Genomic DNA, 22,609 nt, shown 5'->3' on the forward strand with positions numbered 1-22,609 from the left:
CCACCGCCATCCTCAGACTTGCCCGACCCGCGTTCGCCTTCGCTTCGTAGAGCACCCGATCAGTCTGGTCGTAGAGACTTTAGTGCGCTCACCGCGAGATATCTCTGTCCCAGTGACGGGCTCCATATCGATCCACTGCTAACGTCGCAACATGCTGTCCGAGACAACACTTGGCGCCCTCCGCGTCTTCGTAGCTGAGCGCGACTGGGACCAGTTTCACTCCCCCGAGAACCTTGCGAAGAGCATCTCGATCGAGGCTGGCGAGCTTCTCGAATGCTTCCAATGGTCGCCCGATTTCGATCAGGAACAGGTCGAGGCCGAACTCGCCGATGTCGTTACCTATTGCATCCACCTCGCGAACAAGATCGGTGTCGATCTCGATGAGATTGTGCTCCGCAAGCTCGAATCGACGAAGGCGAAGTACCCCGTCGACCTGGCGAAGGGGCGCATGACGAAGTACACCAAGCTCGAGGAGGAGCAGGGGGAGTGACCGGGTTCAGCATCCAGCGTCTTCCGTTTCACCGCCAGGCCGTCGATTCCTGGGCTCACGATGACACCCGCCATACGAACTGGCCTGTCGTCTACGTGATCGACGGCGCCACGGGCCGCAAAGTTCCCGGCCTCTACGTCGGCGAGACGGTGAGCACGGCGACGCGTATGCGACAGCATCTCGCCGGGTCGAAGAAAAATGAGGGCCTCGAATCGATCCGCGTGGTCATCGATCACACCTTCAACAAGTCAGTCTGTCTCGATCTCGAATCACACCTGATCCGATGGTTTCACGGAGATGGGCAGTACGAGGTTCTCAACGGCAACGACGGCCTCACCGACGCCCAGTATTACGACCGCGAGCTCTACCGTGAATCGTTCCGAGACGTGTTCGAGGCTCTGCGCGATCAAGGGTTGTTCTCACGAACCATCCCTCAGATCGAGAACTCCGACCTCTTCAAGCTCTCGCCATTTAAAGCGCTCACTGACGACCAGGCGATCGCAATCATGGACATCGTCGAAGGCCTGCTCGAAGACCTCAAGCGTCCCGAAGCGCGCTCGAGTCTTGTGGTCCAGGGCAATCCCGGTACCGGCAAGACGATCATCGCGATCTTCTTGATGAAGCTGCTCGCTGATATCCGCGACTACCAAGATCATGACGACATCGAGCCAGATTCAATGTTCTCGGAGTTCTTCGTGCCAGAGAATCGTGAGTTGTTGAAGACGCTGCGTATGGCACTCGTCATCCCTCAGCAGTCATTGCGCGAATCGGTCAAGAAGGTCTTCAAGAAGACGCCGAAACTGGAAGCGGGCATGGTGATGTCGCCCTTCCAGCTCGGTGAATCGGATGCCGAGTTTGACCTCGTACTCATCGATGAGACCCATCGATTGGGCCAACGTGCCAACCAGGCGTCAGGAATTCAGAACAAGAAGTTCCGCGACATCAACGCCGCGCTCTTCGGCGCAGATGACCCGAACTACACCCAACTCGACTGGATCAAGTCGCAAAGCAAACACCAGCTCCTCCTCGTCGATGGCGAACAGAGCGTCCGCCCCCACGATCTATCGCCTGCCGCGCTTGGCGACGAAGTGAAGGCCGCAAAGGAGGCTCATCGATTCTTCCGCCTTACGACTCAGATGCGCGTGCAGGCTGGCGCTGACTACGTGGAGTTCGTCCGTGCGATATTGCGGGGCGAAAACCCCAATCTGCCGGACTTCGGCGAGTACGATCTGCGCTTCTTCGATGATCTCGGCGACATGCGAGCAGCGATTCGTCAGAGGGATGCAGAGGTTGGACTATCTCGTCTCGTTGCTGGGTACGCGTGGGATTGGGTATCGAAGCGGAACCCTGACGCCGTTGACATCGAGCTCGATGGTGAACGGATGCGCTGGAACGGTACCGATAAAGACTGGATCAACTCACCCGGATCGCTCGAAGAGGTGGGGTCGATCCACACCGTGCAGGGATACGACCTCAACTATGCCGGCGTGATTATCGGGCCAGATCTGCGTCTCGACCCCGAGACCGGCTTGATCGTTGCTGACCGCGAAAGCTACCGGGACAAGAAGGGGAAAGAGAACACCGGTCACCTGAAGGACGCGTTCTCTAATGACGATCTGCTGGTGTTCATCAGGAACATCTATGGGGTGCTGCTCACTCGCGGGATGCGCGGGACCTACGTCTACGTGTGCGACCCAGCGCTGCGAGCCGCATTCCGTCGGGCACTCATGACCCGCTGACCTAGTGGCGACCGCATGATCAATGCTCCGCAGCGCGCCCGCACCTGGGTCTTCGACGTCGACGGCACCCTCGCCCTCATCGGCGACCGCTCTCCGTACGACATGCGGAGCGTCTCGATCGACACCCCGCACCGCCCGGTTGTGATGGCGGCGCAGGCGCTCGCGGCGCACCCGGATGTCGATGCGCTGCTCGTCGTGTCGGGCCGGGATGAGACTGCGCGCCGGGCGACTGAGGCGTGGCTGACGTTCAACGGCATCCCGTTCGATCGTCTGCTGCTGCGCCGCACCGGCGACCAGCGCGCCGACAACATCGTGAAGGGTGAGATCTACGACTCGTACATCGCGCCGCACTACGAGGTGATCGGCGTCGTCGATGATCGACGCAGCGTCGTAGAGATGTGGCGGTCGCGCGGGTTGGTGTGCTTTCAAGTCGCCGAGGGTGACTTCTGAACCTGGAGCACCCCACCCGCTACCGTGGAGCCACAGGTTCGCGCGGGGGAAGCTGCGCGTCCGACCGACCGGAGCCCTCATGCCCTCACCACGCCGACACCTCGCCGCCGCGCTCGCTTTCGCCGCAGCATCCGTCCTCGCCCTCGCCGGCTGCACCGCCAACGCTGACGTCGACTCCCCGGGAGAGGTCGCGGCGAGCACCGCGGTGATCGAGGAGTTCTTCGCCCACCTCGAAGCGGGCGAGACGACCGAGGCCGCGGCGATGACCGAGATCGACTTCCCCCGGGAGTCGCTCGACGAGGATTTCTACACGGCATCCGGTGTCACTCCGTCCGACCTGAAGGTCGTCGAGACCACCGGCGACGACAGCTACGCCGTCACCGCCACCGTCGAGTTCGTGCTCGACGACCCCGACCGCCCGGCGACCGCGAAGCTCAAGGTCACCAACACCGACGGCGAGCGCACGATCGGCTGGGAGTACTCCACGTACTCGGTGATCATGCCCGGCTCGCCCGGACGCATCGTGGTCAATGACGAGCTCGAGTTCGCGCAGAGCGACGATGCGCAGGAGCTCATCCTGCTCCCGGGCCTGTACGACTTCGAGTACGTCGACCGCACCGGCACCACCCATCTCGACCCCGATGGCACGAACGAGTTCCGCCTCGCCTTCCCGGTGCCCGGCCCGATCCTCGACCTTCCCTACGACGTGAACGTGACCGCGGCGAGCCTGTCGAGCACAAGTTCTCTGCCGTCGGGGACGAGCAAGGCCGTCGAAGCCGAGATCGACCTTCTCACCGAAGCCTGTGTGGCCGAATCGATGGCCGGTCCGTCGTGCCCGCCCGAGGTGCTCGCGTACGACGGGTCCCTCGTCGCCACATCCACCATCCATTGGTTCCCGGGCATCGGGCAGCTCGACATCAGCGACGGCGTCGTCGAATACACGCTCCCGTTCACCGTGCAAGCAGACGGCGAAGGCTTCCCCCTCACCGCCGCGTACGCGGGCACCGTCACCGCGGATGCCGACGGGAACGTCGTCTTCACGCGGACGAAGTGACCTGCCGCGGGGTTGCGGAGCCCGAACTAGTGGGGTGCTGAGCCTGTCGAAGCATCCCGCCCCGCCGCACCCCACTCGCCCAGCGCGTCGATCGCGCCGCGCAGCGCCTCCCCGCGCTCGGTCAGCGCGTACGCGCGAGTGTTGTGCTTCAGCGGCAACCGCCTCAGCACCCCCGCGGCCTCGAGCTCGCGCAGCCGGGTCGCGAGAATGTTCGTCGGCACCCCGAGCTCGCGCTGCAGGTCGCCGTACCGTTGCGGGCCGGCGAGCAGCTGCCCCACGATGAGCAGCGCCCAGCGCGCTCCGACGATGTCGAGGGCGGCGGAGAGGTCGCTCACGTGGTCTGGTCGGCGTCCGGCTTCATCCAGAACGGCGAGTAGTGGTAGCCGTCGGGATCATCGAACTGGCGCTGGTACATGAAGGGGTAGTCGTCGGTGTCGCCGACGCGTCCGCCCGCGGCTTCGGCGCGCGCGACGAGGTCGTCCACGGCTTCGCGGCTGTCGAGGTCGAACGAGACCGTGACCTTTGACGGGGTGTCGGGGCCGCCGATCAGGTCGTCGGTGCCGCCGACGCTCGCGTACATCTCGCGACTGCCGAGCATCACGTACTGCTCGCGCGCGATCTGGAAGCACGACACGTTGTGGTCTGACATCTCGGCGTTGAGGGTCCACCCGAGGGCGGTGTAGAAGGCGGTCGCGCGCTCGACGTCCGCCACGGGACAGGTGAGGAAGAGGCTCATGCGGACATACTTGCAAAATGCAAGTGCGGGGTCAAGGGGTGCTCGGCATCCGCTCATCTGCAGGGACGAATCGCACGTGCAGGAAGAAATGCACGGATGCTCCCTGCAGGTGTGCACGGGGCGGGCCCTTCGACAGGCTCAGGGACCCAGCTTCGCGGAGCGGGCCCTTCGACAGGCTCAGGGACCCAGTGCCTGGGTTGCTGAGCCTGTCGAAGCACCCACCGCGAGAAACTCAGACCGCCGCGATCCCCCGCAACAAGACCCGCACCGTCGCCTCGACCCGCTCATCCCCGAGCGGCCGACCCAACAACGCGGCGTAGCTCGACATCGCGACGAACTGATCCGCGATGACCTCGGCATCGGCATCCGATCGCACCTCGCCGTCGGCGACCGCGAGCGCCAACCGCTCCCGCACCCACGACCGGATCGGCGCGGCCAGCCTCTCGTTCAACGACAACCCCAGAGCCGGGTCCGATGCCGTCACCACGATCAGCGCCCGCGCGAGCGCGACACCTTCGGAGTCCCCCAACGCCAGGCTCATCGCCGAGAACCAGGCGCGCAGATCCGCCCCCAGGTCGGAAGTGAACGGCACCGAGACATCAGCCCCGGGCACCGCCCCCTCGAGCAGCGCCTCGCCGAGGATCGCGGCCTTCGACGGCCACCAGCGGTAGATGGTCTGCTTCGACACCTCTGCAGCCTCGGCGAGCCCCTCGATCGTCACCGACTCGTAGGCGCCCGACGACACCGCGGCGCGCATCGCATCCAGAACGGACCGGCGGGCTTTCTCACTGCGAGGACGAGGCACCATCCGAGGCTACTCGGGCGTACACTGATCCATAAGTAGACGCACCGTTGCGAAACTCGCAGGAACCCGAACAAGGAGCACGACATGGCCCTCACCGCCCACTCCACCATCGGCGAATGGCTCGACGACCCGACCGGCGGCCCGCTCATCCGCGGACTCTTCGAGCAGACCGGCGCCGACCCGTCGCTCCTCACCCCCGTGCTGGGCCTGCCGCTGCAGCAGCTGGTCGCGATGAGCCAGGGAGCCATGCCGCAGTCGGTCGTCGACGACCTCGTGCGCGCGGCCAACGGCGGCGTCGTGCCGGTCGAAGAGGCCGAGCCGGTCGTCGAGGCCGGCTCCCGGTTCGCCGGCAAGACGGTGATCGTCACGGGCGCGGCATCCGGCATCGGGCGCGCGACCGCCGAGCGCATCGCCCGCGAAGGCGGCCGCGTGATCGCCAGCGACATCGCCGCCGAGAAGCTCGACGCCCTCAAGGCCGACAACCCGGATGCCGACATCGTCACCGTCGCCGGCGACCTCACGAAGCAGGACGCGATCGACGCCGTCATCGCCGCCGCGGGCGACACGATCGACGGACTCGCGAACATCGCCGGCATCAACGACGACTTCTCGCCCGCAGGGGAAACAACGGATGCCGTGTGGGACCGCGTCATCGCGATCAACCTCACCGCCCCCTTCAAGCTCATGCGCGCGGTGCTGCCGATCATGGAGAAGGCCGGACGCGGGTCGATCCTCAACGTCTCGAGCGAGGCGAGTCTGCGCGGCAACGCCTCGGGCAACGCCTACACCGCCAGCAAGCACGGCATCATCGGCGTCACGAAGTCGGCGGCGTTCATGTACGGCCCGAAGGGCATCCGCGTGAACTCGGTCGCGCCCGGCGGGGTGGCCACCGGCATCCCGATGCCCCCGCACATGTCGGAGTACGGCTCGGCTCGCCTCGCCCCCTTCCAGCAGGCGATCCCGACCGTCGCGACCGCCGAGCAGCTCGCGGCCTCGATCACGTTCCTGCTGTCGGACGACGGCGTGAACATCAACGGCGCGATCCTCGCCTCGGACGGCGGATGGTCGGTGCAGTAGGTCACGTCGGGATGCACTGATCGGTCGGAAATGTCGGTTCTCAGCGCCGGGAGCCGACATTTCTGACCGATCGGTGCAGGTGTCGACGAGCGACGTCAGCCCACGGCATCCGCCAGCACCCGGTCGATCCACGGCTCGCGATCGAGGTCCGGGATCTCGGAAGCCGTGAACCATCCGATCTCGACGATCTCCTCGCCGTCGGGCACGATCGGGTCGAGGAGTTCGCACGTGTAGGCCGTCGTGACATACGCCACGCGATCGCCGTTCGGATACTCGACCATCAGCGGCTCACCCCCGTAGACACCTACGATGCCGACGATGCGGATGCCGGCGCCGAGCTCTTCGCGCACCTCCCGGGCAACGGCATCCGCGGGTTCCTCACCGGGTTCGACTCCGCCGCCGATCAGGCTCCATACATCCGATCCGGCGCTGCGCGCGAGCAGGAAGCGCTCGCCGTCACGGATCACGGCGGTGACGCCCGGGAGCATCAGCAGGTCGTGCCCGATGCGGTCGCGCATCGCACGGACGTAGTCGGAGATCACGAGCGCCCGAGTCGCTCCTCCGCAAGCGCCTGACGGTGCGAGGTCAGCGCCGCGCGCACGGCCGTGTAGATCACGAACCACAGCACGAGCAACCCGATCAGCACGATCGCGACGTAGATGAGCAGGCCGATGAAGAAGGTCGGAGCGAACATGCCCCCACGCTAGGGCCGCGGGCCAGAGTGGGGCGGTGTGCCGCACCCGATCGGTGCGAAATGCTGACTATCGACGCTCAGCACCGTCATTTCCGACCGGTCGGTGGCCACTGCGACGCCGAGGCCCCACCCCGCACACACGAGAGCGCACCGCCCAGGGGTGGTGACGGTGCGCTCTCGATCCCTCACCGGCCCGCTGCTGCGGCCCGGAAGTCAGTCCTGCATCGACACCCCGACGCGATCGCGCGGATGCCGCGCGTACGGGTCGAACTCGTCTGCGGGAGGCTCGTCCTCGTGGATGAGGTGCTCGACCTGGCGGGCGGCGGCGGATCCGCGGCCTGCGACGATGGCATCCGCTTCGGTGAGGTACCCCGACCCGATCACCCCCGCTTCTCCTTCGATGCGGTTGAACCAGATCCCGTTGCGGTGGAACGTCACTATGTCGCCGGCGGCCATGCGTATCTCTCCTTCGAACTGCCTCCTTTCTACGTGGCGCGGCGAGCCCGCAGAACCCCCTTGCCGGATCCGTCGACGGCAGGTAACGGGACAGGAAAAATTCCTGCAATGCGACCGACATAATGTCGATATATTGCCGACATAGGACTTCCCTAGGTTGCGATCAACCCGCATTCGCGACCCGGCCACAAGCCACCCTTGCACCACGACGACGTGATCGGTCGCCTTTCGCTCCTGCCTACCCGAAAGCACTCATGACCCGACTGACTTCCCCCCGACGTCGGCGACTGCTCGCGACCACCATGGTCACGGCGCTGTTCGCCGGCTCCCTCCTCGCCACCGCCGTTCCGGCATCCGCCGCCGATGACCCGATCGACGGAGCCCGCACCTCGGGTGACGCCATGTTCCCGAACGTAGGCAACGGCGGGTACGACGCCCTCGACTACGACATCGACATCGCCTGGTCGCCGACCGGTGTCGCGAACAACGTCGTCACCGGCCAGTTCGACTCGGCATCCACGACCATGACGGCCCGCGCCCTCGCGCCGCTGCGCTCGTTCTCGCTCGACTTCGAGGGCCTGACCGTCGACAGCGTGCTCGTGAACGGCCAGCCCGCCACCTGGACCCGCGACATCGACGCGGATGCCATCAAGTACAAGCTCATCGTCACGCCGGCGACCCCCGTCACCGGCGAGTTCACCGTCACCGTGAACTACAGCGGAGTTCCGGTGTTCCACACCGACGCCGACGACAGCCAGGAGGGCTGGAGCGGCACGAACGACGGCGCGATGCTGCTGGGCCAGCCCATCGGCATGATGACCGGCTTCCCGCACAACAACACCCCCAGCGACAAGGCCACCTACACGATCACCGTGGATGCCCCGTCGACCCTGACCAGCACCACCGGCGTGAGCGCCCCCGGCGCTGTCGCGAGCAACGGCGAGCTGCAGTCGAAGGTCGTCAGCCAGTCGGGCGAGCGCACCACGTGGACCTGGCGCCAGCAGAAGCAGATGGCGTCGGAACTCGTCGTCATCGGAATCGGCCGCTACGAGGTCGTCGAGGGCACCATCACCCTGCTCGACGGCCGCACGATCCCGTCGTGGTCGTTCATCGACTTCGGTCTCAGCGACGCGAACAAGACCACGGTGCGCAACCGCATCACGCAGCTGCAGACCATCACCCAGAACCTCGAGCGCATCTACGGCCCCTACCCGGGCAACAGCACCGGCGTGATCGTCAAGACCGTTCCGAGCGCGATCAACTACGCGCTCGAGACGCAGGACCGATCGTTCTTCCCGAGTGCGGGCTCCGTGGGCGGCAACACGCTCATCCACGAGCTCGTGCACCAGTGGTACGGCAACAACGTCGCCCCGTCGACGTGGACCGACATCTGGATGGGCGAGGGCATGGCGACCTGGGGTCCGACGTACTACAACTCCTCGGAGGGACCGGCCGCTGGAACGACCCTCTCGGAGCAGACGTACTTCACCTCCTGGAACAACACCGCCTCGACCAGCGCCAACTGGAACATCGCCCCGGGCGCCCAGACCGACTCCGCGAACCTCTACGGCTACCAGACGTACACGCGCAGCGCGCAGTTCTGGGCGGCGCTGCGGGTCGCGATCGGTGACGAGCCGTACTTCACCCTCATCAAGCAGTGGCAGGTCGACAACGCGGGCAAGAGCCTCGCGGGCGCCGACCTCAAGGCCCTCGCCGAGGAGCTCTCGGGCTTCGACCTCTCCGCCTTCTGGACCGACTGGATCCTCGAGCCCGGCAAGCCCGCCTGGCCCGACAAGTACTCGGTCGCCGTCAGCGGCGGCAGCCCCGAGGTCGCGCTGTACCCGGGCGAGACCGTGTCGTACACCGTCACGGCCCTCAACACCGGCCGCGTGCCGCTGGCCTCGTCGGTCGTCTCGGTCGACGTGAGCGCCCTGCTCGCGCACGCCGACCTGGTCGTGCCCGAGGGCGCGACGCTCGACGGCACCACGCTCAGCTGGCCGATCCCGGCCGGCACGGCGGTGGGCGCGAGCGCGTCGCTCACCATCGACGCGACGATCAGCGAGGAATCCGCCGGTGGCTCGTTCGCCCTGGCTGCGAAGCCCCTCACCCTCGGCGGAAGCTGCACCGAGGCCTGCGCGGTCGACACGTCGGTCGCCGAGATCGTCACGCCGACCGAGCTGCCCACCATCACGGGCGAGGCCGCCGTCGGCGAGACGCTGACAGCGACCTCCGAGGGATGGCCCGAGGGCACGGAGCTCACCTACGAGTGGGCGATCGACGGTGTTCCGGCCGAGGTGCCCGCGGATGACGAAGAGGAGCCGACCCTGTTCGCCGCTCGCGCGGCCGACGCCGGACCGACCTTCGTGATCCCGGCATCCGCCGTGGGCGCCCGCATCACCGTCACGGTCACCGGAACCCTCGAGGGCTTCCGCAGCGGATCGGTCACGTCGGAGGCGACAGCCGCGGTCGCCGCGGCCGAGGTTCCCGGCGGAGGCGAAGACCCCGACAACGGCGGAGGCACCGGTGGTGGCACCGGCGGTGGCGGAGCCGTCACCCCCGGCGACCCCGACGGCTCGGGTGAGCTCAGCCAGACCGGGGGAGAACTGCCCACGGCACTCGGCCTGCTGGCCCTCGTGCTGCTCGTCGGCGGAGGCATGTTCGTCGCCGCTCGACGCCGCAAGCTCGAGGTCTGATCGAGGTCTGATCGGCTGACACGCGAGCGCCCGTCCCCGGGATTCCGGGGGCGGGCGCTCTCGCGTGCGGGCCCTTCGACAGGCTCAGGGACCCAGCCGCGGGTGCCGAGAGACTTGGTCGCTGAGCCGAGAGACTGGGTCGCTGAGCCGAGAGACCGGGTCGCTGCGCCGAGAGACCGGGTCGCTGAGCCGAGAAGCTGGGTCGCTGAGCCTGTCGAAGCGTCCTGTCGCACACGCGAGGGGTCAAGACACGCCGCAGACGGATGCCGCAGCACGGCGTGTTCCGACCCCTCAGCGCCTCGGGTTCAGGCGCCGGCGCCGGCGGCCGAGCGGATGCCGGAGACGATGAGCGCGAGGCCCGCGGCGAAGTCGTCGGCCTCGCCGCCGACAGGGGCGGCGAGGCGCGCGGGCGAGAGGTCGACTGTCGGGTCGGCGGCTCCGACGACCGCGGCGTGCACCCGCTGCTGTTCGTGGAACGTGAATCCGATGACGTAGTGCACGAGGGTGTCGGCGGCGACCCCGGCCGCGGCATCCACGAGCCCTGCGGCGAGCGCCGACTCGACGAGACGCCGTCGAGCGGGGAGGTCGAGCAGCCCGAGCGCGAGCGAGCTCGACACGACCTCGGCGCCGTCTTGGTGGGCGAGCAGGCGGTCGCGCAGCGCGGTGGCGATGCCGGCGAGGTCGGCGGCATCCGGTTCGGCATCCGGCTCGCCCGAGACGATGCGCGCGCTGACCGCGGCGAGCAGCGCCTGCTTGTTCGGGAAGTGCCAGTACAGCGCACTCACCTGCACGTCGAGCTCGTCGGCGATGCGGCGCATCGAGAGCCCGGCGATCCCGTTCTCGGCGAGCACGCTCATGGCCGCGTCGACGACGTCGGGCTTGCTGCGCCTCGGGGCGGGCTGATCTGCGGATGCCGCGTTCATGCTGCTACTGTACCGAACAGTGTTCAGGTGAACAGCGTTCAGGAGGAACTTCCCATGTCAGCATCCGCCGTCTCCCCCCGCTCCGCTCTGGTGCTCGCCGACCTCGTGCCCGGTGCACGGGTTCGGGATATCGCCCTCACGCTCGCCGGCACCGCGTTCATCACGGTCGCCGGATACATCGCCATCCCCCTCCCGTTCACGCCCGTGCCGCTCTCGCTCGCGACCTTCGCCGTGCTGTTGACGGGCGCCTCGCTCGGACCCCTGCGCGGCAGCGCGAGCGCCCTTCTCTACCTGGCCCTCGGCGCGATCGGCGTGCCCCTGTTCGCCGGTGGCAACGCGGGCTGGGCGTTCTCGTCGTTCGGGTACATCCTCGGCTACGTGGTCGCCGCTCTTCTGGTCGGCACCCTGGCACGCCGCCGAGCCGACCGTTCCGTGCTGTCGACGCTCGCGCTCGCCGGCCTCGGCTCGCTGGCGATCTACGCGTGCGGTGTGCCGTGGCTCGCGGCCTTCGCCGGGGTCGACATCCCCACCGCGATCGGTCTCGGCGTCGTGCCGTTCCTCATCGGTGACGCGATCAAGATCGTGGCGATGGCCGGACTCCTCCCCGCCACCTGGCGCCTGATCGATCGCACCCGCCGCGACTGACTCGCCCTGCGCCGATCGGTGACGTCGGTTCTGCGGCCGTATAACCGACAAATCGCACCGATCGGTGCAGTCGGGACTCCTAGACTCGGCGGCATGACGAACTCCCCCGCCTCGCCGTCACCCCACGTGCGTCCGAACCGGATCTCCCTGCCCGCACTCGCCCCGACGCTCTTCGTCGTCGCCGCGCTGTTCCTGCCGATCGGTGCGTTCCTCGGCACGATCAACGCGGATCGCGACTTCGACTGGGCGATCTTCCAGACGCAGCTCGGCACCGTCATCTTCTGGTTCGGAGCGGTGTCGCTGTTCATCGGGCTGTTGCTCGTCGGCATCCGCTCGATCGCACAGCAGCACCTCGACTTCGCCCTGCGCGCGCAGCGCCTGCAGCGGCCCGAATGACGCGCGCCGGCCGTTCATAACTCCGGAAGAACGTGCACGAAGGGCCCCGAATCCACCGATTCGGGGCCCTTCGGCGCCGGAAGTCCGGAGTTACGCACGCCGACTCGCCCGCACCCCGTACCCACGCACGCCGACTCGCCCGCACCCCGTACCCAACTCAGGAAAAGTCGGCCGAAGCGGCCCACGAACCCCCATTCCGGCCCGATTCGGCCAGTTCTTCCTGAGTTGGGTACAGCGCCGACCGGCCTCACGCCACGTCGAGCACCCAGGTCACTCCGAACCGGTCGGTGAGCATGCCGAATCCGGCCGACCAGGCCGAGGCGGCGAGGGGTTCGACGACGGTCGCGCCCACGGCGAGCGCATCCCAATACCCGGTGAGCTCGTCGAGCGACGAGGCCCGCAGCGACTGGAAGAACGGACGGTCGGTGATCGTGACCCCGTTCTCGCGGCGGGTGACACCGGCCGGGGCTTCCGTCGCTCCGGGGATGTCGTAGGCCATCAGCGTGATCGCTCCCGCCATGATCTGCCCGAACACGACCTTGTCGGCACCGGGCACGTCGGCCGGCATGCCGAAGTCCCCGTAGGTCGCGGCCCTGACGCTGCCTCCGAAGACCTCGGCGTAGAACTCGAGCGCCTCGCGTGCGGTGCCGGCGAAGTTGAGGTGGGTCGTGGTGGTGACGGTCATGATTCCTCCTGTGAGAGATGAGTCGAGCGGATGCCCGCACGACCACGATCGCAACAGAAGAGGTCAGTTTCGGTCCGCTTCTCGCGGCACAATGAAGACATGGCCGGAAGCTCGTCACGGATGCTCGCACTGCTCTCGCTCCTGCAGACGCAGCGCGATTGGCCCGGTGCCGTGCTCGCCGAGCGTCTCGAGGTGAGCCCGCGCACGGTGCGCCGCGACGTCGACCGGCTCCGCGAGCTCGGCTATCGGATCGGCGCGATCAAGGGCCCCGACGGTGGGTATCGGCTCGCCGCGGGGTCGGAGCTCCCTCCCCTCCTCTTCGACGACGAGCAGGCGGTGGCCGTGGCGGTCGCCCTGCAGAGCATCCCGGCGAGCGGGATCGACATCGAGGAGGGCGCCGAGCGCGCCCTCGCAACGGTGCGCCAGGTCATGCCGTCGCGATTGCGGCATCGGATCGACGGCATCCGCTTCCAGGGATCGACGGCCGCCGAGCGCGTCGATCCGGCGGTGCTCGAAGCCGTGAGTGCGGCCGTGCGCGACCGGCATGTGCTGCGGTTCGACTACGACACGACCGGATCGGATGCCGGGCGCCGCCGCGTCGAACCCCATGACGTCGTCTCGCGCCAGGGGCGCTGGTACCTGATCGCGTGGGACCTCGAACGTGAGGACTGGCGGATCTTCCGCCTCGACCGGATGTATCCGCGCGTTCCGCTCGGTCCGACGTTCACGCCGCGCGCGCTGCCGGGTGGCGCCGACGTGCGCACCTTCCTCGCGGCGCGATCGAAGGGATCGGATGCCGTCGACCGCTGGCCCTGCACCGGCACTGTCGTGATCGACCTGCCCGCCCGTGAGATAGCGCCCTACCTCGAAGATGCGACCCTCGAGGAGCTCGACGTCGGGCGCTGCCGCCTCACCATCGGCTCGTGGTCGTGGACCGGCATCCTCGCCTTCGTCGCCCGCTTCGACGCCCCCTTCACGATCGAGGGCCCCGCAGCCCTGGCCGAAGCATCCGCCGCCCTCTCGGCCCGCCTCGCCGCCGCCCCGCCGTCCCCCTAGCCCCAGCCCCGGCCCCTCCCCGTCCCGCCCCGCCCCCGCCCCGGCCTTGCGGGATCAATATGTCACGCCAAGAGCCCCGGGAACGTGACATATCGACCCCGCAGCCCCCGGCAGGGCCCCGGCTGCGCCCCCGGCAGCCCCCCAGCAGCGGCCGGGGGGCGGCGGGGCGGGCGAGAAGGCGCCACGGGGGCCGACGGCCGCGGGTTCCGGGCCGACCGCGCCCCGGTAGACTGAGACCGCCCCGCCGGCCCCTTCCTCTTGGAGTGTGCGTGACCACCGCCCCTGCACCTGCCCGCAAGCACGTCCCCGACTCCGTCTCGAACGCGATCGCGACGCCCGAGAAGGAGCAGCCCTACGCGGCGCTCGGGCTCAAGGACGACGAGTACGCGAAGATCCGCGAGATCCTCGGACGCCGCCCCACCTCGGGCGAACTCGCGATGTACTCGGTCATGTGGTCGGAGCACTGCTCGTACAAGAGCAGCAAGAACTACCTGCGCCGCTTCGGCCAGAAGGTCTCCGACGAGATGAAGGAACGCCTCATGGTGGGCATGGGCCAGAACGCGGGCGTCATCGACGTCGGCGAGGGCTGGGCCGTCACCTTCAAGGCCGAGTCGCACAACCACCCGAGCTTCATCGAGCCCTTCCAGGGTGCGGCGACCGGCGTCGGCGGCATCGTGCGCGACATCATCTCGATGGGCGCCCGCCCCGTCGCGGTCATGGACGCCCTGCGCTTCGGTGCGATCGACCACCCCGACACCGCCCGCGTCGTGCACGGCGTGACCAGCGGCATCAGCTTCTACGGCAACTGCCTCGGCCTGCCGAACATCGGCGGCGAGACGGTCTTCGACTCGGTTTACCAGGCCAACCCGCTCGTCAACGCGCTCGCGGTGGGCGTGCTCCGCCACGAGGACCTCAAGCTCGCGAACGCGACCGGCGTCGGCAACAAGGTCGTGCTGTTCGGTGCCCGCACGGGTGGCGACGGCATCGGCGGGGCGAGCATCCTCGCCTCCGACACCTTCGCCGACGGCGGCCCGACCAAGCGCCCCGCGGTGCAGGTCGGCGACCCCTTCGCCGAGAAGGTGCTCATCGAGTGCTGCCTCGAGCTGTACCGTGACGAACTCGTCGAGGCGATTCAAGACCTGGGCGCCGCGGGCATCTCGTGCGCGACCAGCGAGCTCGCCGCCAACGGCAACAGCGGCATGAAGGTGTCGCTCGACAACGTGCTGCTGCGCGACCCCTCGCTGACCGCCGAAGAGATCCTCATGTCGGAGTCGCAGGAGCGCATGATGGCGATCGTCGCGCCCGAGAAGCTCGACGCCTTCATGGCCGTGGTCGACAAGTGGGAGGTCGAGACCTCGGTGCTCGGCGAGGTCACCGGCGACGGGCGCCTCATCATCGACTGGCAGGGCGAGCGCATCGTCGACGTCGACCCCTCGACGGTCGCGGTCGACGGCCCGGTCTACGACCGCCCGGTCGCCTACCCGACGTGGATCGACGCACTGCAGGCGGATGCCGCCGAGCTGCTGCCCCGCGCGAACGACGCCGACACCCTGCGCGAGCAGTTCCTCGCACTGGTCGGCTCGCCGAACCTGGCCGACACGAGCTGGATCACCAACCAGTACGACTACTACGTGCTCGGCAACACGGCCCTGAGCTTCCCCGACGACGCCGGCATGATCCGCGTCGACGAGGAGTCGGGCCTCGGCTTCTCGATCTCGACCGATGCGAACGGCCGCTACTGCCAGCTCGACCCCTACGCGGGTGCGCAGCTCGCGCTGGCCGAGGCGTACCGCAACGTCGCCGTGACCGGCGCCGTGCCGACCGCGATCACCGATTGCCTCAACTTCGGCTCTCCCGAGAACCCCGAGGTCATGTGGCAGTTCGGGCAGACGGTCGACGGCCTCGCCGACGGATGCTTCGAACTGGGCACCCCGGTCACCGGCGGCAACGTCTCGTTCTACAACCAGACCGGCGACGTGCCGATCCACCCCACCCCGCTCGTGGGCGTGCTCGGCATCATCGACGACGTGTCGCGCCGCATCCCCTCGGGATGGCAGGACGAGGGTCAGAACATCTACCTGCTCGGCACCACCTCGACCGAGCTCTCGGGTTCGGCGTGGGCCGAGGTCGTGCACCAGCACCTCGGCGGTCTGCCCCCGAAGGTCGACCTCGCGGGCGAGAAGCGCCTCGCGGGCCTGCTCGCCGCCGCGCGCGACGAGTGGCTGATCTCGTCGGCGCACGACGTCTCCGAGGGTGGCCTCGGCCAGGCCCTCGCCGAGGGTGTCATGCGCTTCGGCGTCGGCGCCCGCGTGTGGCTCACCGAGATCATCGACCGCGACGGTGTGGATGCGGCATCCGCCCTGTTCTCCGAGTCGACCGGTCGGGTCATCGTGACCGTGCCGCGCGAGGACGACGTGAAGTTCCGCGGACTCTGCGAGGGCCGCGGCTACCCCGTCATGCGCATCGGCGTGACCGACAGCGAGCCGCAGCTCGAGGTGCAGGACGTCTTCACGATCCCCGTCGCCGAGCTGCGCGAGCGCTCGGCCGCCACGCTGCCGTCGTACTTCGGCCCGACCGTCACCGAAACGGCGTCGTGATGAGCGACCTCAGCCGGCGCGAGCCGAACGAGCCGGCCCGGCGCGAGAGCGTCCGGCCCGAGCTCAGCGAGGACTACGGCGACCTCGGCGAGCGCCGCAACCGGCGCATCCGGGTGATCTCGTGGGTGGTCATCATCGCGCTGATCCTCGGCGGCGGTGGCGCGACGCTGTTCACCCTGCTCCCCGGCTTCTGAGGCATCCGCCTGCGACGCGTCGACAGGCGCAGCGGGACGAACGGTCCTCAGCGCGAGAACAGGAACCGCGCCAACCGCACGACGCCCTCGGAATCGCGCTTCTCGCGGCCGAGCGACTCGACGATGATGGCACCGAGGATCGCCCGGCCGATCTGCGCGACCGGGGCGTCCTCGGCCAATTGACCGTCGCGGATGCCGGCGCGCAGCCGCGAGCCGAGGTGCTCCTCGACGCCCAGACTCTCGCCGAGGTGCTGGCCGACACCGGCATCCTCGGTCGCCGCCGCGACCAGCGACCGCAGCAGCGCGCCGCCCTGCGGTTCGTTGAGGATCGCGAGCACGCTGCGCAGCCACGCTTCGACGTCGGCGGAGAGGTCTCCCGTGTACGGCACGACGAAGTCGACGGGCACGAGCCGGCCCTCGGCGAGACACTCACCGATCAGGGCTCCGCGCGACGGCCACCACCGATAGATGGTCTGCTTGCCGACCCCGGCTTCTTTCGCGATGCCCTCGATCGTGAGCCGGTCGTAGCCCTGGTTGTGGAACAGCCGGGCGGTGGCGTCGAGGATCGCTTCGCGCGCCGCCGTGCTGCGCACGGGTCCGCTTCGATGCTCGTTCACCACCCATTCAGGATAGCCACAGATCTCTAGACGAGACGTGCCGTATGCTCAACGGGTCTGAAGGAGATCGTCTTGGCATCACTGCTTTTCCGTCTGGGTTCTTTTGCTGCGCGCAAGGCGTGGACGGTGGTCGTCTCCTGGGTCGTGATCCTCGGCCTGGGGGTCGGCGCGTTCCTCACACTCGGCGGCACGCTGAGCAACAGCTTCGACATCCCCGGCACCGCCTCGGGCGAGGTCATCGACGAGCTCGCCGACAAGCTGCCCGACACCGCCGGCGGCACGGGCACCGTGGTCTACCGGACCGAGAACGGCGAGCCCTTCACCGATGAGCAGAAGAAGCAGATCTCCGAGCTCGCGGCGAGCGCCGAAGACCTCGACGGTGTCGCCCGGGTCATCGACCCCTTCGACGCCCAGCAGCAGCAGGCCGATCAGGAACAGGAGCTCGCCGACGGCCAGGCGCAGATCGCCGACGGTCGCACCCAGCTGGATGCCGGTCAGACCCAGCTCGACAGCGGACGCACGCAGCTCGAAGACGGCATCGCGCAGATCGATGCGGGCATCGCGCAGGCCCAGGCGGCCGGTGCGCCCGCGCAGCAGATCACCGTTCTCGAGGGGCAGAAGGCCGCGCTCACCTCGCAGCTCGCCGCCCTCGACGCCCAGCAGCAGACGCTCGACCAGAACCGCGACGAGCTCGAGGCCAACGCCGAGCAGGCCGATCTCGGCTCGACGCTCCTCGACCTCGCGAACGGCATCGGCGTCGTGTCGGACGACGGCTCGACCGCCATCGTCAACGTGTCGTTCACCGACCCGCGCCTCGAACTCTCCGAGGAGGTCAAGCAGGGCACGATCGCGCACTTCGACGACACCGCCGTCGAGGGAACCATGGTCGACTTCGGCACCGACATCGCCCAGGGCGTTCCCGAGATCTTCGGAGTCGGTGAGGCGATCGGACTCGCCTTCGCGGCGGTCGTGCTCATCGTCATGCTCGGCTCGCTGATCGGCGCGGCGCTCCCCATCATCACCGCGGTCGTGGGCGTGGGCGTGGGCGTGACCTCGTCGCTGGCCTTCTCGGGCGTCGTCGACATGGCATCCGTCACACCCGTGCTCGGCGTGATGCTGGGTCTCGCGGTCGGTATCGACTACTCGCTCTTCATCGTCAACCGCCACCGCAAGCAGTTGCTCGCCGGCTCCCCGGTGCGCGAGTCGATCGGGCTCGCGACCGGAACCTCGGGCACCGCGGTCGTCTTCGCCGGTGCGACCGTGATCGTCGCGCTGCTCGCCCTCAACGTCACGGGCGTGCCGTTCCTCGGCCTCATGGGCACCGTCGGCGCGGTGTGCGTCGCGGTCGCGGTTCTCGTCGCAATCACCCTCGCCCCCGCGATCCTCGGCCTCGTCGGTGACCGACTGCTCGGCAAGAAGGCCCGCGCGACCGTCGGTCAGCCCCATGCCGCCGGCAAGCCCGTGAAGCGGATGTCGACCCTGCGCGCCGTCGTCACCGTGCTCGTCAGCATCGTGGGTCTGCTCATCATCGCGATCCCCTCGATGTCGATGCGCCTCGGCCTGCCCGACGGCGGCAGCGAGCCCAGCGACTCCACCAGCTACCGCGCCTTCCACACTGTGAACGAGCAGTTCGGCGAGGGCGCCAACGGTCCGTTGCTCGTCACGGCCACCCTCGACGACGCGGTCAGCGATGACGACCTGCTCGCCACGCAGGTCGAGGTCGCGCAGAAGCTCGCCGACCAGGACGACGTGGTCGCCGTCGCGCCCGTCGCGACCTCCGACGACAACACGCTCCTCGCCTTCCAGGTGCTGCCGGCCGAAGGCCCCAACAGCTCGTCGACCGAACAGCTCGTGCAGAGCATCCGTTCGCTGCCCGAACTCGACGGCGGCATCACGCTGGGCGTCGCGGGTCAGGCGGCCGTCAACATCGACATCTCCGAGGCCCTCGCCGGAGTCCTGCCGCTGTATCTCGTGGTCGTCGTCGGACTGTCGCTGCTGATCATGATCGTCGTGTTCCGCTCGCTGCTCGTGCCGGTCATCGCCACCGGAGGCTTCGTGCTGTCACTCTTCGCGACGTACGGTCTGATCGTGGCGGTGTTCCAGTTCGGCTGGGGCGCCGAGATCATCGGGCTGCACAGCACCGGACCGATCCTCAGCTTCCTGCCGGTGATCCTCGTCGGCATCCTGTTCGGACTCGCGATGGACTATCAACTCTTCCTCGCTTCCGGCATGCGAGAGGCGTACGTGCACGGGGCGTCGGCCCGGGATGCCGTGGCCCAGGGCTTCCGCGCCGGCCGCTCGGTCGTGATCGCCGCTGCCCTCATCATGGTGTCGGTGTTCGGCGGGTTCGTCTTCTCGGAGTCGACGATCATCCGCTCGATCGGCTTCGGCCTCGCGTTCGGGGTGCTGCTCGACGCCTTCGTCGTGCGGATGCTGCTCATGCCCGCGCTCATGCACCTGCTCGGCCGCTCGGCCTGGTGGCTGCCGCGCTGGCTCGACCGCCTGCTGCCGAACGTCGACATGGAGGGTGCGGCGCTCGAGCGCGACCACCCCGCCGTGCACACCGACAGCATCCCGACGGTCGAGACGCCCGCGCCGAAGACGCGCGCCGAGCGCAAGCGCCAGCGGGGCTGAGCCCTTCCCCCTTCCCGCGAGGGGTCAAGACACGCCGCACGCAGGCACAGGGCTAGGGCGTGTCTTGACCCCTCACCCCCCACCCCATCCGCGTACGCCAGTAGGGTGGCCGCATGGAGGAGGACGACGGTCGGCTGCGCGCACTGCTCACGGCCATGCGCGCACAGGCGGATGCCCGTGTCCGGGCGACCGCAGCGATCCTCTCCGAGCTCACCCACGACCGCGAAGGGTCGAACGATGACGACGAGCACGACCCCGAGGGCGTCACGCTCTCGTCGGAGTGGTCGCGTCTGACCGGGCTCGCGGAGGCCGCGGCATCCGAACTCCAGCAGGTCGACGATGCCCTCGCCCGCATGGATGCCGGCACCTACGGGGTGTGCCTGAACTGCGGCCGACCGATCCCGGCCGCCCGACTCAAGGTGCGTCCGTTCGCCGAGTACTGCGTCGCGTGCGCCGAGAAGCTCGGGCGTTGACTTCCGGCGCACCCGGGAGGAGCATGCGAAACATGCCCATCAGACTCGAGAACGTCGGCATCGCCGTGCGCGACATCGACGCCACCATCGCCTTCTTCACCGACCTCGGCCTGGAGGTCACGGGGCGCGACACCATCAGCGGCGACTGGGCCGATACCGCGGTCGGACTCGACGGCAATCACGCGCGCATCGCGGTGCTGCAGACTCCCGACGGCCGCGGGCAGCTGGAGCTCTTCGAGTACATCCACCCCGACGCGATCGAGACCGAGCCGACCCTGCCGAACGAGATCGGGATGCACCGCGTCGCCTTCTCGGTCGACGACATCGACGCGTCGCTCGAGATCGCCGCACGCCACGGCTGCCACCCTCTGCGCGGCGTCGCGAACTACCAGGACGTCTACCGGCTCGCCTACGTGCGCGGCCCCAGCGGCATCATCGTGATGCTCGCGCAGGACCTCACGCGGGGCTGACGGCATCCGTCTTTCCGCCGATCCCGGCACAACTTCGGAGATCCGCCATGACACGCCGACGTACGGATGCCACAGCACGGCGTGTCTCGCCAGAACTCCGAAGTTGTGCGGGGTGGGGGTGTTCGGCGGACTCGGGCACCGGCGCGGGGACCCGGTTGAGGGCCGGTCGGGTCAGTCGCGGCGGGATGCCAGACGGATGCCGTCCCACAGCCGCGAGAGCCGCTCGACCATATCGACCTCGGGGTCGAGGAGCCACTGCAGTTGGAGTCCGTCGGCGGCGGCGAGCACGAGGTCGACGGCGATCTTCGGACGCAGCGTGGGTCCCAACTCGCCCGACTTCTGGGCCCGCTCGATCACACCGGTGAGTACGCCCCGCGCCCAGGCGTAGCGCTCGATGAAATACTCGTGCGCGGGATGGCCGACCATCGTCGCCTCCGCCGAGAACTCGACGAAGAGCCGCACGAGTCCGGGCACCGACATGTTGTGGGCGATGATCGCGAGGAATCCCTGGAAGGTCGGGTCGGGGTCCATGAACTCCCCGAGATCGCGGTTGTCGCGGGCGCGCAGCACTTCCATGTACAGCTCTTCGCGCGAGCCGAAGTAGTGCATGAGCCCCGGCTGCGTGAGTCCGACGCGCTCGGCGATCTCACGATTCGATGCCTTGCGGTAGCCCACCTCCGCCACCACATCGAGCGCGACCTGCAGGATCTCCTCCCGCTTCGCCACACCCTTCGCGTATCGCCCCCGCGCCACCATGCGCATATTCTAGGTTCGATCGCGGCCGAGAAACCGATTTCCTGCGTATCCGGTCATCGAATTCGACACATCGCGGCTATCCGGCGCCGATCACGCTGAGGATTGCGATCGCGGCGCGCATCTGCGTCGGCGGAACCGGGAGCACGCGGGTCTCGAGCATCCGCACGAACGCCTCCACCCCCGGACGCACGTAGTCGGCGCCGAGCACGATGTCGCGGCTCTCGGTCGCACGGGTTCCCACGGCGGTGACATGGAACGGCACCGACACCTCGCCCACCGGCCGGACGAAGTCGAGAGTCACCGCGACTCCGCCGACGACGTAGCGGGCGCGGACCCCCTCCGACGAGCGCTCGACATCGATCTCGGTCGGCATGCCCGGCACCAGTCGCTGGGCGACGTCGACGAGGTGGATGCCGTAGAAGAAGAGTCCCCCGTACGGGCCCTCGGGGTCGGCCGGACCGGTGAGGGTGAGGCTCTGCAACTCGCCGATGCTCGCGAGCGCGGCGGCTGCGGCATCCGTGTCGGGCAGCCAGCGCAACGTCGACGACGAGGTGACGGGCGTCGACCCGGCGGCGGCGAGGATCGCCTCGGCGTCGGCGACCGACAGCGCGAGCGGCTTGTCGACCCACACCGGTACGCCCTCCTCGAGGAAGGGCACGGCGAGCGCGCGATGCGTCGCCCCGTCGCGGGTCGTCACGATGAGGGCGTCGACCTCGCCGATCAGCTCGGTGGATTCCGACGCGACCCGTTCGATCCCGCCGAGCTCGGCGAGCGCAGCCGTGCGGTCGGGATCGCCGGCGACGAGGGCCGTCACCCGGGCATCGCCGACCCCGTCGACGTTGAGCGCGCGCACGATGCCGTCGGCGTGGGTGTTCTCGATGCCGACGATCCCGATGCGGTGCGCTGCCATGCCCCCATCCTCTCGAAGACGGGACTCTCGGGTGTCGGCACGCGCCAGTAGGCTGGGCA

At 68.4% G+C, this 22,609-nt stretch carries 25 protein-coding genes; 14 read left to right on the top strand and 11 right to left on the bottom strand.

The genetic code is table 11. The annotated features are described in order from the left end of the window. Window positions 1-151: 151 nt before the first annotated feature. The 4 genes from ACIPVN_RS09055 (at window position 152) to ACIPVN_RS09070 (ending at window position 3,733) form a co-directional block, all read left to right on the top strand. Entirely contained in the window at window positions 152-490 is a 339-nt protein-coding gene (locus tag ACIPVN_RS09055) for a nucleotide pyrophosphohydrolase (protein WP_400442210.1), read from the top strand. Next, window positions 487-2,229: a DNA/RNA helicase domain-containing protein gene (locus ACIPVN_RS09060; protein ID WP_400442211.1), complete on the top strand. Its 1,743-nt coding sequence runs from the start codon at window positions 487-489 to the stop codon at window positions 2,227-2,229. Before ACIPVN_RS09055 ends, ACIPVN_RS09060 begins: the two co-directional genes overlap by 4 nt. A 15-nt stretch (window positions 2,230-2,244) precedes the next feature. Beyond that, complete coding sequence (locus ACIPVN_RS09065; RefSeq protein ID WP_400442213.1) at window positions 2,245-2,679, top strand: polynucleotide kinase; 435 nt, start codon at window positions 2,245-2,247, stop codon at window positions 2,677-2,679. 79 nt (window positions 2,680-2,758) lie between these two features. Beyond that, complete coding sequence (locus tag ACIPVN_RS09070) at window positions 2,759-3,733, top strand: hypothetical protein (protein ID WP_400442215.1); 975 nt, start codon at window positions 2,759-2,761, stop codon at window positions 3,731-3,733. A gap of 26 nt (window positions 3,734-3,759) precedes the next feature. On the opposite strand, the gene ACIPVN_RS09075 is transcribed toward ACIPVN_RS09070, so the two are convergent. From ACIPVN_RS09075 to ACIPVN_RS09085, 3 genes are all read right to left on the bottom strand, one after another. Beyond that, window positions 3,760-4,068 (bottom strand): winged helix-turn-helix transcriptional regulator, encoded by a 309-nt coding sequence (locus tag ACIPVN_RS09075; RefSeq protein ID WP_400442217.1) that lies wholly within the window; start codon window positions 4,066-4,068, stop codon window positions 3,760-3,762. Next, complete coding sequence (locus ACIPVN_RS09080; protein WP_400442219.1) at window positions 4,065-4,469, bottom strand: VOC family protein; 405 nt, start codon at window positions 4,467-4,469, stop codon at window positions 4,065-4,067. Before ACIPVN_RS09080 ends, ACIPVN_RS09075 begins: the two co-directional genes overlap by 4 nt. Before the next feature lie 232 nt (window positions 4,470-4,701). After that, window positions 4,702-5,274 carry a TetR/AcrR family transcriptional regulator gene (locus tag ACIPVN_RS09085; protein WP_400442221.1) on the bottom strand — a complete coding sequence of 191 codons (573 nt, stop codon included), beginning with the start codon at window positions 5,272-5,274 and terminating at the stop codon, window positions 4,702-4,704. Between the two features lie 84 nt (window positions 5,275-5,358). Here ACIPVN_RS09085 and ACIPVN_RS09090 point away from each other — a divergent pair, with 84 nt between their 5' ends. Beyond that, complete coding sequence (locus tag ACIPVN_RS09090) at window positions 5,359-6,351, top strand: SDR family NAD(P)-dependent oxidoreductase (protein WP_400442222.1); 993 nt, start codon at window positions 5,359-5,361, stop codon at window positions 6,349-6,351. Between the two features lie 95 nt (window positions 6,352-6,446). Here the strand turns inward: ACIPVN_RS09090 and ACIPVN_RS09095 are convergent, their stop codons facing one another. From ACIPVN_RS09095 to ACIPVN_RS09105, 3 genes are all read right to left on the bottom strand, one after another. Continuing rightward, window positions 6,447-6,893 carry an NUDIX domain-containing protein gene (locus ACIPVN_RS09095; protein ID WP_400442224.1) on the bottom strand — a complete coding sequence of 149 codons (447 nt, stop codon included), beginning with the start codon at window positions 6,891-6,893 and terminating at the stop codon, window positions 6,447-6,449. Further along, window positions 6,890-7,045, bottom strand: coding sequence for a hypothetical protein (locus ACIPVN_RS09100; protein WP_400442226.1), 156 nt, complete (start codon window positions 7,043-7,045; stop codon window positions 6,890-6,892). The genes ACIPVN_RS09095 and ACIPVN_RS09100 overlap by 4 nt, the downstream gene beginning before the upstream one ends. 213 nt (window positions 7,046-7,258) lie before the next feature. Then, a complete protein-coding gene (locus ACIPVN_RS09105; protein ID WP_400442228.1) occupies window positions 7,259-7,501 on the bottom strand; it encodes a hypothetical protein in 243 nt (80 codons plus the stop codon). A gap of 254 nt (window positions 7,502-7,755) precedes the next feature. On the opposite strand from ACIPVN_RS09105, the gene ACIPVN_RS09110 reads away from it, so the two are divergent. Further along, window positions 7,756-10,194, top strand: a complete 2,439-nt coding sequence (locus tag ACIPVN_RS09110; RefSeq protein WP_400442230.1) for a M1 family aminopeptidase — start codon at window positions 7,756-7,758, stop codon at window positions 10,192-10,194. A 305-nt stretch (window positions 10,195-10,499) separates the two neighbouring features. Here ACIPVN_RS09110 and ACIPVN_RS09115 read toward each other — a convergent pair whose 3' ends face one another. After that, window positions 10,500-11,117 (bottom strand): TetR family transcriptional regulator, encoded by a 618-nt coding sequence (locus ACIPVN_RS09115; protein WP_400442232.1) that lies wholly within the window; start codon window positions 11,115-11,117, stop codon window positions 10,500-10,502. Between the two features lie 54 nt (window positions 11,118-11,171). Between ACIPVN_RS09115 and ACIPVN_RS09120 the strand changes: the two genes are divergently transcribed. Together ACIPVN_RS09120 and ACIPVN_RS09125 are read left to right on the top strand one after the other, a co-directional pair. Next, window positions 11,172-11,762 carry a biotin transporter BioY gene (locus ACIPVN_RS09120; protein ID WP_400442234.1) on the top strand — a complete coding sequence of 197 codons (591 nt, stop codon included), beginning with the start codon at window positions 11,172-11,174 and terminating at the stop codon, window positions 11,760-11,762. 93 nt (window positions 11,763-11,855) lie between these two features. After that, entirely contained in the window at window positions 11,856-12,158 is a 303-nt protein-coding gene (locus tag ACIPVN_RS09125; protein WP_400442235.1) for a hypothetical protein, read from the top strand. Window positions 12,159-12,405: 247 nt separating this feature from the next. On the opposite strand, the gene ACIPVN_RS09130 is transcribed toward ACIPVN_RS09125, so the two are convergent. Then, on the bottom strand, window positions 12,406-12,843 hold the full coding sequence (locus tag ACIPVN_RS09130; RefSeq protein ID WP_400442237.1) for a VOC family protein: 438 nt from the start codon (window positions 12,841-12,843) through the stop codon (window positions 12,406-12,408). 99 nt (window positions 12,844-12,942) lie between these two features. On the opposite strand from ACIPVN_RS09130, the gene ACIPVN_RS09135 reads away from it, so the two are divergent. The 3 genes from ACIPVN_RS09135 (at window position 12,943) to ACIPVN_RS09145 (ending at window position 16,690) form a co-directional block, all read left to right on the top strand. After that, the gene (locus ACIPVN_RS09135; RefSeq protein ID WP_400442239.1) at window positions 12,943-13,899 is read left to right on the top strand and encodes a helix-turn-helix transcriptional regulator; all 957 of its coding nucleotides are present in this window, start codon (window positions 12,943-12,945) and stop codon (window positions 13,897-13,899) included. 269 nt (window positions 13,900-14,168) lie between these two features. Beyond that, on the top strand, window positions 14,169-16,496 hold the full coding sequence (gene purL / locus ACIPVN_RS09140) for a phosphoribosylformylglycinamidine synthase subunit PurL (RefSeq protein ID WP_400442240.1): 2,328 nt from the start codon (window positions 14,169-14,171) through the stop codon (window positions 16,494-16,496). Next, the gene (locus ACIPVN_RS09145) at window positions 16,496-16,690 is read left to right on the top strand and encodes a hypothetical protein (protein WP_400442242.1); all 195 of its coding nucleotides are present in this window, start codon (window positions 16,496-16,498) and stop codon (window positions 16,688-16,690) included. The genes purL and ACIPVN_RS09145 overlap by 1 nt, the downstream gene beginning before the upstream one ends. 47 nt (window positions 16,691-16,737) lie before the next feature. Here the strand turns inward: ACIPVN_RS09145 and ACIPVN_RS09150 are convergent, their stop codons facing one another. Further along, window positions 16,738-17,307 (bottom strand): TetR/AcrR family transcriptional regulator, encoded by a 570-nt coding sequence (locus ACIPVN_RS09150; RefSeq protein ID WP_400442244.1) that lies wholly within the window; start codon window positions 17,305-17,307, stop codon window positions 16,738-16,740. A gap of 72 nt (window positions 17,308-17,379) precedes the next feature. On the opposite strand from ACIPVN_RS09150, the gene ACIPVN_RS09155 reads away from it, so the two are divergent. The 3 genes from ACIPVN_RS09155 (at window position 17,380) to ACIPVN_RS09165 (ending at window position 20,884) form a co-directional block, all read left to right on the top strand. Continuing rightward, window positions 17,380-19,941, top strand: coding sequence for an MMPL family transporter (locus ACIPVN_RS09155; RefSeq protein ID WP_400442245.1), 2,562 nt, complete (start codon window positions 17,380-17,382; stop codon window positions 19,939-19,941). Between the two features lie 113 nt (window positions 19,942-20,054). Then, a complete protein-coding gene (locus tag ACIPVN_RS09160; RefSeq protein WP_400442247.1) occupies window positions 20,055-20,414 on the top strand; it encodes a TraR/DksA family transcriptional regulator in 360 nt (119 codons plus the stop codon). 32 nt (window positions 20,415-20,446) lie between these two features. After that, a complete protein-coding gene (locus tag ACIPVN_RS09165) occupies window positions 20,447-20,884 on the top strand; it encodes a VOC family protein (protein ID WP_400442248.1) in 438 nt (145 codons plus the stop codon). Between the two features lie 171 nt (window positions 20,885-21,055). Here ACIPVN_RS09165 and ACIPVN_RS09170 read toward each other — a convergent pair whose 3' ends face one another. Continuing rightward, the gene (locus ACIPVN_RS09170) at window positions 21,056-21,640 is read right to left on the bottom strand and encodes a TetR family transcriptional regulator (RefSeq protein WP_400442249.1); all 585 of its coding nucleotides are present in this window, start codon (window positions 21,638-21,640) and stop codon (window positions 21,056-21,058) included. Window positions 21,641-21,716: 76 nt separating this feature from the next. After that, on the bottom strand, window positions 21,717-22,550 hold the full coding sequence (locus ACIPVN_RS09175) for a Gfo/Idh/MocA family oxidoreductase (protein ID WP_400442251.1): 834 nt from the start codon (window positions 22,548-22,550) through the stop codon (window positions 21,717-21,719). Between the last annotated feature and the right edge of the window lie 59 nt (window positions 22,551-22,609).

Source organism: Microbacterium sp. NPDC090003 (genome assembly GCF_044748385.1).
In the GTDB taxonomy this organism is placed as follows: domain Bacteria; phylum Actinomycetota; class Actinomycetes; order Actinomycetales; family Microbacteriaceae; genus Microbacterium.